Annotated in this window: 17 protein-coding genes; 4 read left to right on the plus strand and 13 right to left on the minus strand. The window is 39.6% G+C overall.

The features are described from left to right. Nucleotides 1-9: 9 nt before the first annotated feature. Nucleotides 10-432, minus strand: a complete 423-nt coding sequence (locus tag CLW00_RS12225) for a DUF2141 domain-containing protein (protein ID WP_106133978.1) — start codon at nt 430-432, stop codon at nt 10-12. After that, nucleotides 429-1,505 (minus strand): AMP-binding protein, encoded by a 1,077-nt coding sequence (locus CLW00_RS12230; RefSeq protein WP_106133979.1) that lies wholly within the window; start codon nt 1,503-1,505, stop codon nt 429-431. Before CLW00_RS12230 ends, CLW00_RS12225 begins: the two co-directional genes overlap by 4 nt. An 81-nt stretch (nt 1,506-1,586) precedes the next feature. Here CLW00_RS12230 and CLW00_RS12235 point away from each other — a divergent pair, with 81 nt between their 5' ends. Next, nucleotides 1,587-2,426 (plus strand): 1,4-dihydroxy-2-naphthoyl-CoA synthase, encoded by an 840-nt coding sequence (locus CLW00_RS12235; RefSeq protein ID WP_106133980.1) that lies wholly within the window; start codon nt 1,587-1,589, stop codon nt 2,424-2,426. Between the two features lie 74 nt (nt 2,427-2,500). Continuing rightward, nucleotides 2,501-3,355 carry an alpha/beta hydrolase gene (locus tag CLW00_RS12240; RefSeq protein WP_106133981.1) on the plus strand — a complete coding sequence of 285 codons (855 nt, stop codon included), beginning with the start codon at nt 2,501-2,503 and terminating at the stop codon, nt 3,353-3,355. 187 nt (nt 3,356-3,542) lie between these two features. Here CLW00_RS12240 and CLW00_RS12245 read toward each other — a convergent pair whose 3' ends face one another. From CLW00_RS12245 to CLW00_RS12270, 6 genes are all read right to left on the minus strand, one after another. Continuing rightward, nucleotides 3,543-4,739, minus strand: coding sequence for a DEAD/DEAH box helicase (locus CLW00_RS12245; RefSeq protein WP_106133982.1), 1,197 nt, complete (start codon nt 4,737-4,739; stop codon nt 3,543-3,545). Between the two features lie 155 nt (nt 4,740-4,894). After that, a complete protein-coding gene (locus tag CLW00_RS12250; RefSeq protein ID WP_106133983.1) occupies nt 4,895-5,287 on the minus strand; it encodes a VOC family protein in 393 nt (130 codons plus the stop codon). A gap of 171 nt (nt 5,288-5,458) precedes the next feature. Then, nucleotides 5,459-5,956: a phosphatase PAP2 family protein gene (locus CLW00_RS12255; protein WP_245917269.1), complete on the minus strand. Its 498-nt coding sequence runs from the start codon at nt 5,954-5,956 to the stop codon at nt 5,459-5,461. A 266-nt stretch (nt 5,957-6,222) separates the two neighbouring features. Beyond that, a complete protein-coding gene (locus CLW00_RS12260) occupies nt 6,223-6,834 on the minus strand; it encodes an SGNH/GDSL hydrolase family protein (RefSeq protein WP_245917271.1) in 612 nt (203 codons plus the stop codon). 146 nt (nt 6,835-6,980) lie between these two features. Next, nucleotides 6,981-7,340 carry a translation initiation factor gene (locus tag CLW00_RS12265; protein ID WP_106134233.1) on the minus strand — a complete coding sequence of 120 codons (360 nt, stop codon included), beginning with the start codon at nt 7,338-7,340 and terminating at the stop codon, nt 6,981-6,983. A gap of 2 nt (nt 7,341-7,342) precedes the next feature. Further along, nucleotides 7,343-8,191, minus strand: a complete 849-nt coding sequence (locus CLW00_RS12270) for a universal stress protein (protein WP_106133986.1) — start codon at nt 8,189-8,191, stop codon at nt 7,343-7,345. Between the two features lie 406 nt (nt 8,192-8,597). Between CLW00_RS12270 and CLW00_RS12275 the strand changes: the two genes are divergently transcribed. Both CLW00_RS12275 and purL read left to right on the plus strand, forming a co-directional pair. Continuing rightward, a complete protein-coding gene (locus CLW00_RS12275; RefSeq protein ID WP_146131422.1) occupies nt 8,598-9,629 on the plus strand; it encodes a hypothetical protein in 1,032 nt (343 codons plus the stop codon). Nucleotides 9,630-9,697: 68 nt separating this feature from the next. Beyond that, complete coding sequence (gene purL, locus CLW00_RS12280; protein ID WP_106134234.1) at nt 9,698-13,378, plus strand: phosphoribosylformylglycinamidine synthase; 3,681 nt, start codon at nt 9,698-9,700, stop codon at nt 13,376-13,378. A 54-nt stretch (nt 13,379-13,432) separates the two neighbouring features. Here the strand turns inward: purL and CLW00_RS12285 are convergent, their stop codons facing one another. The 5 genes from CLW00_RS12285 to CLW00_RS12305 all read right to left on the minus strand — a co-directional run bounded on the left by CLW00_RS12285 (nt 13,433) and on the right by CLW00_RS12305 (nt 17,176). Beyond that, on the minus strand, nt 13,433-14,071 hold the full coding sequence (locus CLW00_RS12285) for a carboxypeptidase regulatory-like domain-containing protein (RefSeq protein WP_106133988.1): 639 nt from the start codon (nt 14,069-14,071) through the stop codon (nt 13,433-13,435). A 7-nt stretch (nt 14,072-14,078) separates the two neighbouring features. Continuing rightward, the gene (locus CLW00_RS12290; RefSeq protein ID WP_106133989.1) at nt 14,079-15,464 is read right to left on the minus strand and encodes a CsgG/HfaB family protein; all 1,386 of its coding nucleotides are present in this window, start codon (nt 15,462-15,464) and stop codon (nt 14,079-14,081) included. A 20-nt stretch (nt 15,465-15,484) separates the two neighbouring features. Beyond that, entirely contained in the window at nt 15,485-15,910 is a 426-nt protein-coding gene (locus CLW00_RS12295) for a curli production assembly/transport component CsgF (protein WP_106133990.1), read from the minus strand. Nucleotides 15,911-15,921: 11 nt separating this feature from the next. After that, nucleotides 15,922-16,437 carry a CsgE family curli-type amyloid fiber assembly protein gene (locus CLW00_RS12300; RefSeq protein ID WP_106133991.1) on the minus strand — a complete coding sequence of 172 codons (516 nt, stop codon included), beginning with the start codon at nt 16,435-16,437 and terminating at the stop codon, nt 15,922-15,924. Between the two features lie 79 nt (nt 16,438-16,516). Then, nucleotides 16,517-17,176, minus strand: coding sequence for a hypothetical protein (locus tag CLW00_RS12305; protein WP_106133992.1), 660 nt, complete (start codon nt 17,174-17,176; stop codon nt 16,517-16,519). Nucleotides 17,177-17,271 lie beyond the last annotated feature (95 nt).

Raw genomic sequence — 17,271 nt, forward strand, 5'->3', positions numbered from 1 at the left:
AAATTAGCTTTACTTCAACTTGATCGATACTTCATTTTGATCAGCGGTAAGTTCAAAAGCGGCATTTTTGTAGGAAGGAGGCCCAAATGTGCCAGAGGCATTGTTGGAGAAACCATATCCATCTCTAGGGATTCCCAAGGCATTTGTTCGGAGTTTGCCCGTATTAAGGCTGTCATGAAACAAGGATATGGCATATGTCCCCTCGGGAATGTCTTTGAATACTATACTTGCTCTGTTTCCCTTGATGGATACCGATGCGTTTTTGAAAGCTTTATCTGTATTATCGGGAAAACCTTCTTCTCCTTTAAATAGTAAGGCCCTCAACACACCACTATCATTTTTAATATTGGTAATGGTGACTGTCAGGTCGGTTGACTTCTGTTTGTCCTTGCTTAAAAGGAATACGGCCACAAGAATGATAAAGAATTTCATATGATCATTTTTATAGTTTCCAGCCTATTGGTTTTTCCGGATGCGGTGTATTCAAATTTGGGTAGAAAAAAAACCTCCTTTGGTAAGTGAAACCTGTTGACATACTTTTGAAGAGATGTAAGAAACGTTTCTAGTTCAAAACCATCTTTTTGAACGCCTTCTATCACCAAAACCACCTTTTGCCCCAACCTTTCATCAGGTAATCCATAAATAAAATAGGATGTTGCTCCAAAATACTCAAAAACCATACCTTGAATTTTCTCCTCCATTGTTTCAGGATATACCTTAACACCTCCTGAATTGATTACAAAATCCGCTCTGCCCAGCCATTTGAATTGACTATCGTTCAATATCTCGACAATGTCATTGGTTTGTAACTTTTTCTGATCAGACATTGGACCTTGTACCCATAGTTTATCTTTGTCGTCCACTCCAATCACAACTCCAGGTAAAGTTTCGTAGATCAAGTCATTTTTAAGCAAGGAGGCCAAAGCGATATGGGAAACAGTCTCAGTCATCCCGAAGGTCTGATAGGCATTGATTTCAAGCTGCTTCAAAGATCCAATCAAATTTTGTCCAGAGGGAGCACCACCAATAATAAGGTTTTTGATTTGCTTTAGCTTTTGCAAACTGATAGGATTGTTGATAGAAGCCTGAACCTGTAATGGTACCATGGCTACAAAATCTAAAGGGAAGGTCAACCAATTTTCACTTAAAGGATCTGAATTTGCCTTTAACAAATATACATTGGCGTCCCATTCCATGCCCCTGACAAGCATCATTTTACCAGCAATCATCCATGTATTCAGGCAGCAAAGGATACTTGAATTTTGTTCAATTTTAAAATAAGCCCCTGTAGCAGATGCAGAAGCCTTCATCTGATTCCTTTTGACGAGAATGGTTTTTGGTTTACCTGTAGAGCCAGAGGTTGAGATTTCGAAGCCATCATGCCCTTTGAGCCACAATTGGCAGAAAGTAAGTGCCTGATGGTAGTAATGGTCAGTTTCCTCCCACTGACCATTTTTGATTTGATTGAAAGTATATGCTCTTTTTTCTAATATAAAATTACCCATCTCAGTATGACTATAGTATCCAAAATTCAACAAATTTAATGTAAGCCTGTTATCTTGCAGAAAAAAATAACATTACAAATCATGACAATAAACTGGAAAACTGCAAAGGAATATCAGGACATCACTTATCAAAAATGTGATGGAGTAGCCAGAATCGCTTTCAATAGACCCGAAGTGAGGAATGCCTTTCGACCTAAGACCACCAGCGAATTATATGATGCATTTTATGATGCCCAAGAAGACACCTCGATCGGAGTGATTTTGCTCTCCGCCGAAGGACCTTCTCCAAAGGATGGAGTATATTCATTCTGTTCGGGAGGGGATCAAAAGGCGAGAGGTCATCAGGGCTATGTAGGAGAAGATGGGATGCACCGGCTCAATATTTTAGAAGTGCAGCGACTGATCAGGTTTATGCCAAAAGTGGTCATAGCAGTAGTTCCCGGTTGGGCAGTAGGAGGTGGACACAGCCTACACGTAGTCTGTGACCTGACACTTGCCAGTAAAGAGCATGCCATTTTCAAACAGACTGATGCCGATGTTACCAGCTTTGATGGAGGGTATGGATCTGCTTACTTGGCAAAGATGGTAGGCCAAAAAAAGGCCAGGGAAATTTTCTTTTTGGGGAGGAATTATTCCGCTCAGGATGCCTACGAAATGGGAATGGTCAATGCCGTAATTCCGCATGCTGAATTAGAGGATACTGCTTACCAGTGGGCACAGGAAATTCTTGAGAAATCTCCAACTTCTATCAAAATGCTGAAGTTTGCCATGAACCTTACTGATGACGGAATGGTTGGACAACAAGTCTTTGCAGGAGAAGCTACAAGGCTAGCCTATATGACAGAAGAGGCCAAAGAAGGAAGGAATGCTTTCCTTGAGAAGAGAAAACCTAATTTCAAGGATATCAAGTGGATACCTTGATTATGATAAAGTGATAATAGAGGTGGAAATCTTATGGTTTTCACCTTTTTCCAACACAGAAACCACAGCATACCATGTCACATCTAGAAACTGAATATACCACTCATGATGGTATCAAATTATTTCTCCAAGCTTGGATGCCTGAAAAGGCTGTGGCTTCAATTTTGATCGTACATGGACTGGGAGAACATAGTAGTAGGTATGCCCATTTGGCTGATGCTTTGGTCAAAAAAAATGTAGCTGTTTTTACTTTCGATGGCAGGGGACATGGGAAATCTTCCCTACCAAAACCGACTGCATACTTTAGCGATTACAAAGACTACCTGCAAGATATTGATGCCTTGTTTGAGAAGGTGAAAAACTATTTTCCATCGGTGCCTGCATTTATCTTTGGTCATAGTATGGGAGGAGGGTTGGTGGCTTCTTATATGTTGGAGTATCAAAGTGAAGCTGCCGGTGTCATATTAAGTGCTCCGGCAATGAAACCGGATGATAAAGTTTCTCCAATTCTTCTGCGGCTTTCAGGATTGATTTCTGCTATTTTTCCCAAGTTGAAGGTATTGCAACTGGATTCCAGTAAAATTTCCAGGGATCCTTTGGAGGTAGACAAGTACAATAGGGATCCATTGGTATACACCCAATCGATTCCTTCCCGAACTGCATACCAATTGTTACGGATTATAAAGTATATTGAATCGAATTCAAATAAATTTCATTGGCCAGTTCTCATGCTGCATGGAACGGGAGATGAGCTGACCAACCCCAAAGGAACGGAACAGTTTTTCAGGACAGCCATATCAGAAGACAAGACCTTTCATCGCTATCCGGATTTGTATCATGAGTTGATCAACGAGCTTGAGAAAGAATCCATTATTTCAGATATTTTGGATTGGATTGAGGAAAGGGTCAATTTGTCGGTGAAAGGTTAAATAAGTTTTCTCCAAAATAGCAATATCTGAGAGTTGAGCCGATTAATTCCTTAAACTCCTTTTGAAGAAGCGTAATACTGATCCTGCTCTGGGTTTTGAATTCGATTCAAATAGATATGCAAAAGGTCAAAAACTTCTTGATTTGTTCAAGACTTTTTTGACCTTTTAAAACTTGTTTAAGGATTTTTTACCTCCTATTTCTTTTGAAGAAAGGTTTTTTCTTCCCTTTATCTTCACTTGCCATCTGCGGAACCGATGACATTGGATATGGATGATCATTCTCCACCGGTATTTTCAGACCAATCAGTTTTTCTATATCTCTATACTCTTTCTGAGTGTCTTGATCTACAAAAGATATCGCCACTCCTGAATTTCCAGCCCTTCCTGTACGACCTATTCTGTGTACATAAGTCTCCGGAATATTGGGCATATCATAGTTGAATACAGTAGCCAATTCATCAATATCTATACCTCTTGCTGCAATGTCTGTGGCTACCAAGATGCGGATTTTCCCGTTCTTGAAATCATTCAATGCATTCTGACGCGCATTTTGGCTTTTATTGCCATGAATGGCAGCCGCTTTGATACCTTCTTTCAATAAGAGCTTGACAACCTTATCAGAACCGTGTTTGGTCCTTCCAAAAACCAAAGCAGAACCGATATTTTCTTTTTCCAAAAGATGAACGAGCAATTTCGGCTTGTCATTTTTATTGGTTTTATATAGTTTTTGGGTAATCCTGTCTACTGTAGATGAAGGTGGCGTTACTTCCACATATTTGGGATTGCGTAGCAGTGTATCAGCCAATTTCTGTATTTCAGAAGGCATTGTTGCCGAGAAAAACAAGGTTTGTCTTTTGGTTGGGATGATGTTGATCAGTTTTTTGACATCATGGATAAAACCCATGTCCAACATTCTGTCAGCTTCATCCAAAACGAATATTTCTAAGTGTCTTAGGTCAATAAACTTTTGATTGATAAGGTCCAACAATCTTCCGGGAGTAGCGACCAAAATATCCACGCCTCTTTTGAGTGCATTGGTCTGATGGAGCTGTGAAACACCTCCAAAAATGACAGTATGCCTGATTTTGGTGAATTTACCATAAGAAGCCAAGCTTTCGTTGATTTGAATAGCCAATTCACGGGTAGGAGTCAAGATCAATGCCTTGATTCCAGGCCTGCTTTGCTTCTGTGTGCTGAGCAATTGAATGATGGGAATTGAAAAAGCGGCTGTCTTGCCGGTACCTGTTTGGGCACAACCCAAAAGGTCGTTTCCATCAAGTACGAGCGGGATGGCTTTTTGCTGAATGGGAGTGGGGGTAGTGTATCCTTCTGCGGCTACAGCCTTGAGGATAGGTTCTATTAACTTTAAATTATTGAATGCCATTTGGGCGGATTATGTCGGCTAAAAGTCGTTGTATGTACTTCTGAAGCCTTTTTATGATTATTCTAGGGCCTACAACCGGCCTGTGCATTATGCAAAAACTAATGTAAAGGTAATCTTTTTGAAGGGATTTGTGGCAATTAATAAAAAAGCATGTTTTATTTCTCCCAAATACCATGGGGTACAATCTCCAATACATGGCCAAATGGATCTTCAAAATAGCAGCTTTCTTGACCTTTGGACCATTCTTGTTCATGCGTGATGGTTATCCCTTTTTCAAGTAATTCTGATTTTGTCTTGAGGTAGTCTCTTTTACTTACTTCAAATGCAATATGTTGTTTGCCATGGGCAAAATGTGGAGGTAAGTTTTGTTCATTGGAAGTGACTTCAGGGAGAAAGCAAAGTAAAACGGAGCTGCCACACCTGAAAAATATATGTCTACCGTCAACCTTTGAAATAATGGGCATATGCAGGAGTTCATGATAAAAATTCTCTGCCAAGTCTAGGTCGTTAATATACAGACAGGTTTCTTTGATTTGGGTATATTTCATAGGTGAAATAATTTAATAAGAAGGGCTATTTTCAATAAATTGGAATAGCTATCATAAAAAATTTAACTATAAAAAGACTTATTTCCTAGGCCTTTATAAAATGAAAGACTTTTGATTTGATGACCGTTTGAATACTGTTATAAATGGTCTGGAGCGCACCTGCTGATCCCATTACAAAATAAACAAGCTGATTGTGCCAAAAATTACCCCTACTGATCCTCCAACAATAAGTTCAGCCATGCTATGTCTTCCGCTTACTTTCCTTGACCAAGAAATAGCAATAGCCAACAAAAACAAGATCAAACCCAGTATCACATGAATCTGGGTCAAAGACAAAGCAATATAAAAAGCAATTCCCGCATGAAGTGAGGCCTTGAGTGAAATATTGATACCAGCCATTAAAACCAGCATTAAAAGGAAATTCAATGTTTGATATGTAACTGATTCAGGTATGGGAAGGAAGTAAAAAAGGACAGACAAAAGCACAAACAGAGCTATTGCGAAAGGGTAAAAGCTTTTTCTTTGGTCATGGTCTGAAACATCAAAGTTGCTGTATTTCCCATTCTTCATTTTTCTGAGATTATGCCAAATGATTGGTACAGTTACTAGAATCAATGTCAGACCGCTGACCCAAATGGCAGGTGTTGTTTCCATTTTGTGAAAACTCATGCCTATCACATAGATATTACCCAAGATTAGAGGGTGCCCGACAGTTGACAAAGTTTTTGCAAATCGAATTTTTCTCTGCATCACTTATTTTTCTCCCTTTAAAGATTTTTTTTCCATCAGCTCAATCTGTTTTGACAACCTTCTTCGTAAATAAAATCAACCAACATAATTTAACTGCCACACATACATTGAGAATTAGTTTAGTTTGTGGTTCATTTTTTAGGCTATAGTGGCTCCAAAAGGAGCCACTTTCTTTTGAATTTAATTCAAATAAATAACTCGCTTATTTTCTTAGCCATATGATTGTAACCTATGTCTGATGGGTGAATTCCATCTTTTGCATAAAAGTCAGGTTCAAAGTCGTGTTTGAGTTCAAGGAGATTGATTTTGGTGTTTGATTTGGCGAGAAGTTTCAATTCAGCCGCTAGCAATTTTCTATGCCAGCCAAGAAAAAACTGTAGCAATCCAGGAATAGCGGGAAATTGATGTACAGGTGGAATTTCAGGCAGGATGATTTTTGTTGTGCCAATTTGTGTTTCCAGCATGTCTACAAATTCCTTGATAGCTTTTCTGAACTTATGCGGTGGAGTGAACTTGAAGCAATCATTTGCACCTATCAGAATGACAACAACGTCAAATACCTTTTTTTCTTTATCTAGACCATGCAACAAGAGTGACCTTAGACGGGAAGCCTTGAGTCCATTTTTACCCAAGTTTAAAAGTGCTGATTTTTCTCCTGTATGGTGATACAAATGAGCTCCAATTGATTGGGAAGCTTCACTTGCACCTACTCCCGCGACTGTAGATTCTCCGATTACCAGGATGGATTTTTCGTTAGTATCACCCGGAAGGGAGAGGTATTCTGAAACAGGAGACAAGCGAATGATTTTCTTCCTTAGTTTTTTACCCTCAAAATAAAGGAGTGGTAAGAATGGTAGGAGCAAACAGAGCTCGAGAAAATAGATTAGTTTGTTTCGTAGCATATATAGAAAAACACCAAGCTCTTAGACTTGGTGTATTTTGATTAACCTCCTGACTTTTTGGCTTTGTAACCTTGATCGAGTAATATTTCAAGAACCTTATCTCTATGATCTCCTTGAATCAGTATTTCACCATCCTTGGCAGAACCTCCTACACCACACTTGGTTTTGAGCATTTTTCCCAATTCTTTGAGGTCATCTTCGGTTCCTATAAATCCATCAATTAGGGTAACTTGTTTGCCCCCTCTGGATTTCTTGTCCAGCATGACCTTCAACTTTTGTTGTTGGGGAGGCAAGGTTTCAGCTTCATCATCACCTCCGGCATCAAATTCAAAATTATTGCTGGTTGAATAGACGACTCCATCTCTTTTTTTCCAATCGTTACTTTTATTTTTTCTCCCCATTCCTATTTGGCTTTCATTGTCCATACGGGTCTTTTGGCAGCATTGACCACATCTTCCGCTATACTTCCACTCAATAGGTGTAAAAAGCCTGTTCTGCCATGAGTAGCCATTGCGATCATATCTGCATCAATGTCATCTGCATAGTCAATAATTCCCTCTTCTTCACTGGAGCTATTGTACACTTCCATTGAACTCACATTCAATTTGTTGTTTGATGCAAAATCCTGAATTTTTTTCTTCGAAGTTCTGGTGTTTTCAAACATGCTTGGTGTGTTGATTTTTACCAAATGCAGCTCTGCATCTATTACAATTGATGCTGTTTTCAGTTTCTCCACCACTTGAGAAGGCACATTGTCAAAGTCACTGGCAAAAACCACTTTCTTGATTTCTGAAGGGTGAATGTCTCTTTTTACTGTGATGACAGGGCATGTTGCATTGCGTACCACTTTTTCAGTATTGCTGCCTATGAGGACTTCTTCAAGGCCGGTAGAACCCTTGCTTCCCATCACTACTAAATCTGCATTTACTTCGGTAATTTCTTTTGCAATACCTGCAAATGGATTCCCAAATACTATTTTGGTTTCGAAAGTGTAAGGCTCATCCTTATGTTCAGCTTCAAGGCTTGCCATTTGTTGCTTACGTTTTTCTACCAGCTCTACCATAAATATTTGCTGAGCATCGTTGCTGAATGCTCCAGCCTCGCCCATGCTACTGAAGCTTTGTGGACCTGGTAGTTCGATTACATGTAGAAGTTTGAGTTTCTTTTTAGTATTTTTTGCAAGTTCTTTAGCAAAATTGAAAGCATATACTGCCTCTTGGGAAAAGTCATAGGGTACTAGGATAGTCTTCATTTGTTCAGGTTTTAGTTAATGCTGGAAAATACAAAAAATCCGCCAATTAGGTGAATTCAGACATCATTTTATTCTATTTAAAAGGCAAAGATTAGGATTGCTTCTTAGGTATATGGTAAAGGTTTTCGCTGATTACGAGTAGGTTTTGGATTTTTATTGTAAGTGTTTTTGCATTGTCATAAAAAAACTGATATTCGTCAGCTATATAGTATACATATCATTGATTGCCCTCAAACCATATCAAAACCATCATTCAGTTTGTCCCCGATGTGGGGAAATTGACCTTTTATCCAAAGAATTTCATTTTTTGGGAATTCACGTTTTACATGATTTTACGTGTCCAGCTTGCAGTGTGTCATATTGGGAAACGATGCGTACTGGGCATACGATTGACCAAAGTGTTTGCTTGCAAAAGGAAACTTTGAAAGTACTTGGAAACCCTGCCAATATGGACTGGCTGATCCAACCTTTGCAAGCTTGTGTGCAATCAAAAAATGAAGGACAAGTAAGCTTGAACAGAGAGAAAAGGAAATCTTCAGATAAGGTCATTTTACTCAACTGTCTTGATGATTGTTTTGGACATGTATTTACCAAGCTTTGGAATGCATGTTTTATTCCCGAAGGCTATGATTTGATCGTGGTTATACCGCAGCAGTGTGCTTGGATGGTACCTCAAGAAGTGGCTGAAATATGGGCCGTACCTGTGACTGTTTCTCAAATCGGGAAAGGCTTGGGTAAGTTTGATGATCAAATCAAACGTGCTTTAGAGGACTTCAGTGAAGTGCTGTTACATCCAGGTTACGTTCATTTGGATCATTTGAAAGTTCCTTTGGAAAAAGTGTTGAAGCTGAAGAGATTCTCACTTCCTGATTTTTTGGTGAAAACTCCACGTATAGGGATTGTCTTGCGTGAAGATAGGTTTTGGCTCAACTCAAGGTTTCTTGAATTTTTGTTTTTGGTCTGCAAAAAAACTGGAACATTGGAAAAATATAAATTTATTTTTCTCAGAAGACAAAGGCGCTTGGTACTGCAATTAAACCAAGTACTGGAAAAACACTTTCCAGATTTAGAGTTTTATGTTTCAGGTTTGGGGACAAGTGGCGATTATCCGGCTTACATTCAAGACCTGAGGGTTGATGAAATTATTTCTGAAAATGAGCTGAGTAGAAATCAAATTTATGCTGAAACCCAATTGGTAATCGGTGTTCATGGCTCCCACTTGTTGGTGCCTACAGGTTTGGCTGCAGGCTACGTGAATATCAACCCTAGGTATAAGACAGCCCATTGGGTAGAAGACACGATTTTGCCATATACTGGAAGAATGCAGCATTTTTTAGGCAGGAAACTCGATCAATTTTCCAGTCCACAATTGGTAGCACACCATATAATCCGGATTTTCGATGACTTTGAATATGTTCAAAAAAGGCTGAATGAATAAATTCTTTAATCTTTTACCTCAAATACTTACCTTTGCTCCTTCTCAAAAAAGGCTTCAAAAAACAGCACATGATCCTCTTTTTCCAATCCCCAAGTGAACTTGTATATGCAGTTCAGTCAAATCACCCTTTAAATAACCAAGACATTGATAAACTTTCCTGGCTTTTTGGCGAGGCTAACTTGCTTGAAAGCAAGGAAGTAACCGGTGACTTTGCCGGTCCAAGGAAAGAAATGATCACTCCTTGGTCTACAAATGCAGTAGAAATCACCCTCAATATGGGTATTCAAGGAATCGTCCGAATAGAGGAATATTATCCGATTTCAGATAAAGATTCCTTAGATCCAATGTTACAAACAGCCTATGAGGGCTTAGATCAGGAAATCTATGACATACATCTTGAGCCGGAAGCCATTGTACCGGTCGAGGACATTATGGCCTACAGCCAAAAAGAAGGTTTGGCATTAAGCGATGAAGAAGTTTCTTATCTGGAAGGTGTGAGCAAGCAATTGGGCCGTCCTTTGACAGATTCTGAAGTTTTTGGGTTTAGCCAAGTAAATTCAGAACACTGTAGACATAAAATTTTCAACGGTTCTTTCGTGATAGATGGAGTAGAAAAGGAAAAGACTCTTTTTCAACTGATCAAAGAAACATCCAAGAAGCACCCAAATAGAATCATATCTGCCTACAAAGACAACGTTGCTTTCGTAGGGGGGCCTAAAGCCCAGCAGTTTGCACCTAAAACTCAGGACAAAGCTGATTTTTTTGAAACTGAGACAATTGATACAGTTCTGTCCCTAAAGGCCGAGACCCATAATTTTCCAACCACAGTAGAACCGTTCAATGGTGCTGCGACAGGCGCAGGGGGAGAGATCAGGGATAGATTGGCCGGTGGAACCGCCTCAATTCCTTTGGCGGGAACCGCAGTCTACATGACTTCTTACCCAAGGTCTGAAAAAGGCAGAAGCTGGGAGAAAAATCTGGAAGAAAGAAAATGGCTCTATCAAACGCCAATGGATATTTTGATCAAAGCTTCCAACGGAGCTTCTGATTTTGGGAATAAATTCGGTCAGCCTTTGATCTGTGGTTCTGTCCTTACTTTTGAACATGAGGAAAATGACAAGTCCCACGGATTTGACAAAGTGATCATGTTGGCGGGAGGAATCGGTTTCACCCGAAAAGAATATGCCATCAAAAATGAGCCTAGCAAAGGGGATAAAATCATCGTAATGGGTGGTGACAATTACCGGATAGGTATGGGTGGTAGTGCCGTGTCTTCTGTAAATACTGGAGAATTCAGCAATGCAATCGAGTTGAATGCTATTCAACGTTCAAATCCTGAAATGCAAAAGCGTGTCGCTAATGTGATTCGCGCCATGGCGGAAAGCAAAGAAAATCCTATTATTTCTATCCATGATCACGGAGCGGGAGGGCATTTGAATTGCCTTTCTGAACTGGTAGAAAGCACGGGTGGTACAATTCATATAGATAAATTGCCTGTTGGTGATCCGACACTTTCTGCTAAGGAAATCATAGGAAATGAGTCTCAAGAGCGAATGGGCTTGGTGGTGAATGAAAGAGATGTTGCAATGCTTCAGAAGATTTCTGAGAGAGAAAGGGCTCCTTTTTATGTAGTAGGGGAGACCACAGGAGACATGCATTTCAAGTTTGAGGATAGTAAAAAAGGGGAAAAACCAGTAGACTGGAATCTGGCATACATGTTTGGCAGCAGTCCCAAAACCATTTTGGAAGATAGCCCTTCGGCGGTTCAATTTTCTGAACCTGAGTATTCAGCTGATCAGATCAAATCATATATCGAAGAGGTGTTGCAGTTGGAAGCTGTGGCTTGTAAAGATTGGTTGACCAATAAGGTAGACCGTTCTGTGACAGGTAGAGTTGTGACCCAACAGACCACTGGTGAAATCCAGCTTCCGCTCAATAACGTAGCAGTAATGGCATTGGATTTTACAGGTGAAAAAGGAATCGCCACCTCTATAGGCCATGCTCCTGTGGCGGCATTGGCCAACCCGGAAGCTGGTTCAAGGTTAGCGATAGCCGAAGCGCTGACAAATTTGATCTGGGCACCTATTGCAGATGGCCTGAGTGGTGTGTCCTTGAGTGCCAACTGGATGTGGCCTGCCAAGAATGAGGGCGAAAATGATAGGCTTTACCGTGCGGTAGAGGCGGTTTCAGACTTTGCCATAGCTTTGGGTGTCAATATTCCAACAGGAAAAGACTCCCTTTCCATGACTCAAAAATACCCAGGTGGAAAAACTGTTTATTCCCCAGGGACAGTAATTATTTCTACGGTAGGAGAGTGTTCAGATCCGAAATCCACTGTTTCTCCTGATATCAAACCTATAGAAGGATCTAAGATTTATTATATAGATTTCTCAAAAGATACTCCAAAACTAGGGGGATCCAGTTTTGCGCAAGCCCATAACAAAATAGGGCAGGATGTACCCGACATTAAAGACAGCTACTATTTTTCGCAGGCATTTATGGTAGTGCAGAAACTTATAGAAAAGGGAGAAGTGCTTGCCGGTCACGATATTGCTTCCGGAGGACTTATTACCTCACTATTGGAAATGTGTTTCCCCTCTTCGAATGTTGGTTTGAAGATCAAATTAGACAGGTTTGAGGAAAGTGATTTTGTCAAGGCATTGTTTGCTGAGAATCCAGGAGTATTGATTCAGGTCAATAATCAAGAACGCGTGAGGTCAGTACTGGCCAATTATGGTATTTCATATATTTCCATTGCCGATGTCACTTTAGATGGAAAAGTCAATATGGATCAGGCTAATTTGGTATTGGATGTGGCCGAGATGAGGGATACTTGGTTCAAGTCATCTTACTTATTGGATAAAAAGCAAAGTGGTGAAAGCCTAGCCTTGGAGCGTTTTACTAACTACAAGAATCAGAAGCTACATTTTGCCTTTGGATCTGATTGGAAGGGGATGTATGATACATTTGGACTGAATCCATACAGGAAGGAGCCTTCTGGTAAAAAAGCAGCCATTATCAGGGAGAAAGGTGTCAATGGAGATAGAGAGATGGCCTATGCGCTTTGGTTGGCGGGATTTGATGTGAAGGACGTTCACATGACAGATTTGATCTCTGGACGGGAAAACCTAGAAGATGTTCAAATGATTGTATTTGTGGGCGGATTCTCAAATTCAGATGTTTTGGGTTCAGCCAAAGGTTGGGCAGGAGCATTTTTGTATAATGAGAAAGCCAAACAAGCCTTGGATAACTTCTATGTACGAAAAGATACATTGAGTTTGGGTGTCTGCAACGGCTGTCAGCTGATGGTAGAATTAGGTTTAGTCACTCCCGACCATGACAAAAAGCCTAAAATGTTGCATAATGCAAGCCATAAGTTTGAATCAGCTTTTGTGAATGTTGATATTCCTGAAAATAACACGGTGATGTTTGGAAGCTTGGCTGGTCAGAGGTTAGGCGTCTGGGTGGCACATGGCGAGGGTAAATTCAGTTTGCCTAAAGAAAAAAGTGACTACCACATTGGAATGACCTATTCGTATCAAGGCTACCCGGGTAACCCAAATGGCTCAGATCATGCAGTAGCTGGTATTGCTACAGCAGATGGCAGGCATTTGGCTATCATGCCACATATAGAAAGGTCCTTGAAGCCATGGAACTGGCCTTATTATCCTTCTGAATCTAAAAGTGAAGAGATTACGCCTTGGGTTGAGGCATTTGTCAATGCTTATAAGTGGATAGAAAAAAAGTAATTAAAACCAAAAAAGCCGCTCTAAAAAGCGGCTTTTTGATTTCTTGAAGTAGTATCAATTCCTAGTCCTAAATGACCAAGTGGGGCTATTTGCAACATTTCTGCCTTCAAATCTAGCTACAACATACCAGAAATATGTTGTATTGGACTTTAAGTTGGAAGCTGTTACTTCGCGATTTACTAAATTTTCACCCAGTACGGTTTGAGTTGTGGATCCTGATTCAAATATGAAAACGGTGTATTCCAATTGCTGCCCCCTGTTTTGTTGTTCTACACTCCACCTAAAGGTAACATTCAAAGGTTGATCTATAGCAGTGTTTCCTGGTACAGGATCAAAAATCAATACGTTACCCACATTTCTTTCATCTTTAAGCATAAAAAATGTAAGGTTTGTATTTTCACCTTCAAATACAGCGACAGAAACATTTCCATTCAAGAAATCCTTTTTTCTGGCACTTATACTTACATCTCCAGATTGTACCCGACTAAAGGAAAACTCTCCATTTTCATTTGTAAGCACAGTTGATGATGCAGGTGTTGTAGCCACCAAGACACCTTCGAGAGGTTCATATGTTTCACCATCTACAATCACTCCACTGATAGAACCAAAGCGGTCTATATCCAATTTAATATCTTCGCAACCTAAAAGTAGAAATGCCAAGAATACCAGATTTACTAAAAACGACTTCTTCATAGCCAACTTATTTTCCTATATAAAACTTTAAACCCAATCTTAAACCGTAAACATTGTCATTAAAACTTCCGGAATCTGCTCCATCAAATTCATCAGATAGAATTTGATTCAAAAACAATTTTCCTGTCAATGCAACATTACCTCCCATGAGGTATTCACCTGTCACGCCATAGGTGATATAAGGCAAAGCCTGTCTTCCCGATATGCCTACTTCCGATCCGAAATTATATAATGAGCCAATTCCAACATTAAATAATGGTGAGAACCTTCCGTATGGGTTGGCCAAATAAGCAAAACTTATGTCTCCAAAATAGTCGGTAGAATTCATCACCCTGTCAATAAAGATTTGTTGCATTCCAAAATTACTTTCAATAAAAAGAGAGGGTGAAATTCGGAAGCCTATTTGAGCGCCTGCACCAAACCTTGGGAATGAATTAGAATAGTCTCCGAGATAGTTTTGAAAACCTCCATTTGCTCCCAGATAAAAAGATGATCTATAATTGTGATCATAGACTCTACCCATATAATCAGTCTGGATATTCTCTTCTTTTTCACTTAGGTAACTGGTGATTGTTTCATGATTTTTTTGCTCTTCATCCTTTAGGTTCCATAGCTTATCTTGAATGCCTTCTATGATAAGACTTTGGACGGCCTTTTCTACAGCTTCATTGATAGCCATTTCCCTTGGTTCATTGTAAGTGTACCCGGTTTCTGCTTCCAACAGCCTCTTGAATTTGACAAATCGGAAAAATCCGGATGACACCTCCTGCGAAAGGATTGATTTTGTGGTGTATACGGTCTTAATGATTTTCCCATTGCTGGTAGAGATCGCCCGTAAATAAATAGTAATTCTATCTTCTCGGTACTGAGAGGAAATGTCTGTGCCAAAATACCTTAACCCAGCTCCTCCGGTGAAAACGTTGGTTTCATAGGAGATTACTCCTCCTTCCAATAGCACCCCGGCAAACAAAAGCGGTGGAAGCAATACATTGTTGTTGCCTTCATACTGCTCTCTGCTGGATCGGATAATTTTCCTTTCGTTGAGAAGATTACTGATGTTTTCACGCTCGATAGGAACAAACCAACCTGATTCTTCCAAAGCTCGGATAAGGATATTGGTGGCACCTTGTGTAATTGCAGTAGACCAAGAAGCGCCGACGTTAGACTCCTTATACTGACCTGTCTGATCTCTGAACTTATATACTGCCACTACAATCGGCTCTTCGGGTTCAGGGAAGTTCAACAGGTCTCTTTTCAATTGAGTCTCAGGGCCCAATTTGGCATCTCTATTTCCCAATGGCTGATAAAAGTAAGGTGAACAACCAGCCATAGTGATGATCAAAACCAATAATACAATTGATGATTGGCTACTTCGTAGTAAGTATTGCTTCATGGATTATATCTTATGCTAGGCTAAAAAAAAGGGACCTCGATAACAGTGGTGGCACCTGTACGGGTATCTCTGATGGTGATATTGACCCCGGCCCCTCCGTCTCCTATTTCTATCTGATAATCTCCTAAAAGGTAATTTCCCTGTTCAATTGTACCATCTCCAAACTGACTGCTTACCAATTCTCTTGCAAGCCTTGAGAGAATTTGACGGTTTAGACTTTCAGAAAATTCCTGTAAAGGATCTCTACCAAATCCAAGACTTCTATCGACTTGGTTAGGATCTCTATTGGTATCTTGGACTTGGGCAGAACTCAACATCCACTGATAGTTGAATGTGTTTCCACCGAAATTTGGATTTACCGGAGTGTAAACCAATTGCTGGGCAAAAGCATGATGCAACCCAGTAAAGAAGAAGGTGAGTGCAAGTATTGTAAAGAATTTTTTCATAATTATAATTTTTAAAATATTCCAGACCCTGACCTGTCATCTCCATCTAGCTGTCTGATAATCTCCTCATATCTGGCAAGGTACATTGCGGTGGTATTGATCGATTCTTCTGCCAGCATTTCGATGAATTCAGCTCTTGGTTGGAGGATACTTTGAAAAACCATTGTTTCGTTTATGGATATTTCAATTAAGGTGATATTTAGTCTGAATGGTTTTTCGACTATAAATATTGTGTAATTACTAGCTCCTTCCGGCGCTTCCCAATCGCGATAGAAGTAGTCAAAGAAGTCTTTACCTATTTTGGTTTTTGTATCTTCTACCAACAAGCCATCAATTTCAATTGCGGCATCTCTGGTTGTGGCTTTCTTGATTTCATCTGCCTTTATATCTTCAAACATTTTCACCAGGGACTCAGGTGCTTCCTGAAATACCTTTGAAGTGTCTATTTCCACTTTGCTGGTATCGGTTTGTGCTACTGTTCCGAAGCATGCTGCAAAGTATATCGATATAAAGAAAAACAATCTCATTTTGATAAATTATATATTTTTTCTGGTGTTTGAGATTCACTATTTTTCAAGCTTTTCGAAATCATTCTTAATGTATTTTTTATCGTGCCCCAACATGTCCGGAAAACGTATCGATATTCACTTGCATTCCTTCTCCTGAAAAACCACCAAATTGAGTAATACTTACTTGTGGACCTAAGGTATCCATTGCTCCTGTAAGAGAATGGTTGTTTCCTATTTGATTGGCATTCAGTAAAATGCCGGATTCCGGGATATATCCTAAGTTTGAAGAATAGAAGGAAACATCTATTAAATTCCCACTTCCAAATTGGGTGAAGTTTGTCAATGTTTGGTATTCAAAAGTAGAATTCAGGACAAAAAAGATACTGTTATTGTTGCCAATTTGTTGGCTTAGGGACTGGATATTGCTCCCTGAAATATTTTTAGCGTTGATATTGTTGTTTCCTAACTGAATAATATTTGCAGTATTGCTATCACCAATTTGATTCAAGGCAACATTATTACTGTTCCCAATTTGTTGTATGTTGGAAACATTATTACCTGTAAGATCCATTCTTTGATTGACAGTAGCATCATTGAAATCGCCGTTCTGATTGATTTGGGACATATTTGCCTGCTGAATATCGACTTCGATAATGTCTGCAAAAATCAATTCAAGCTGCTGTAGAAAAGATAAATTTTGACCGAAGCCAATAGTGCAGAAAGAGAAAGTAATGAGTGTTATAAAAAGCTTTTTCATTGTACAGTGGGTTTATTTAAAGGCTATGTAAAATAATAAAAAAACTTTAAAAAAAATAATAAAGGGGAGAGATATTCCATCCCCTTTATCAGTAT

The sequence above is a fragment of the Mongoliibacter ruber genome (assembly GCF_003003005.1).
Lineage (GTDB): Bacteria > Bacteroidota > Bacteroidia > Cytophagales > Cyclobacteriaceae > Mongoliibacter > Mongoliibacter ruber.

Coding starts and splice junctions, on each gene's coding strand:
- CLW00_RS12250 (WP_106133983.1), bottom strand. CDS start 5,287: ATGAAATATACCCAAATCAAAGAAACCTGTCTGTATATTAACGACCTA.
- CLW00_RS12300 (WP_106133991.1), bottom strand. CDS start 16,437: ATGAGATTGTTTTTCTTTATATCGATATACTTTGCAGCATGCTTCGGA.
- CLW00_RS12225 (WP_106133978.1), bottom strand. CDS start 432: ATGAAATTCTTTATCATTCTTGTGGCCGTATTCCTTTTAAGCAAGGAC.
- CLW00_RS12290 (WP_106133989.1), bottom strand. CDS start 15,464: ATGAAGCAATACTTACTACGAAGTAGCCAATCATCAATTGTATTATTG.
- CLW00_RS12285 (WP_106133988.1), bottom strand. CDS start 14,071: ATGAAGAAGTCGTTTTTAGTAAATCTGGTATTCTTGGCATTTCTACTT.
- CLW00_RS12295 (WP_106133990.1), bottom strand. CDS start 15,910: ATGAAAAAATTCTTTACAATACTTGCACTCACCTTCTTCTTTACTGGG.
- CLW00_RS12255 (WP_245917269.1), bottom strand. CDS start 5,956: ATGAGTTTTCACAAAATGGAAACAACACCTGCCATTTGGGTCAGCGGT.
- CLW00_RS12245 (WP_106133982.1), bottom strand. CDS start 4,739: ATGGCATTCAATAATTTAAAGTTAATAGAACCTATCCTCAAGGCTGTA.
- CLW00_RS12270 (WP_106133986.1), bottom strand. CDS start 8,191: ATGAAGACTATCCTAGTACCCTATGACTTTTCCCAAGAGGCAGTATAT.
- CLW00_RS12265 (WP_106134233.1), bottom strand. CDS start 7,340: ATGGGGAGAAAAAATAAAAGTAACGATTGGAAAAAAAGAGATGGAGTC.
- purL (WP_106134234.1), top strand. CDS start 9,698: ATGATCCTCTTTTTCCAATCCCCAAGTGAACTTGTATATGCAGTTCAG.
- CLW00_RS12235 (WP_106133980.1), top strand. CDS start 1,587: ATGACAATAAACTGGAAAACTGCAAAGGAATATCAGGACATCACTTAT.
- CLW00_RS12240 (WP_106133981.1), top strand. CDS start 2,501: ATGTCACATCTAGAAACTGAATATACCACTCATGATGGTATCAAATTA.
- CLW00_RS12305 (WP_106133992.1), bottom strand. CDS start 17,176: ATGAAAAAGCTTTTTATAACACTCATTACTTTCTCTTTCTGCACTATT.
- CLW00_RS12230 (WP_106133979.1), bottom strand. CDS start 1,505: ATGGGTAATTTTATATTAGAAAAAAGAGCATATACTTTCAATCAAATC.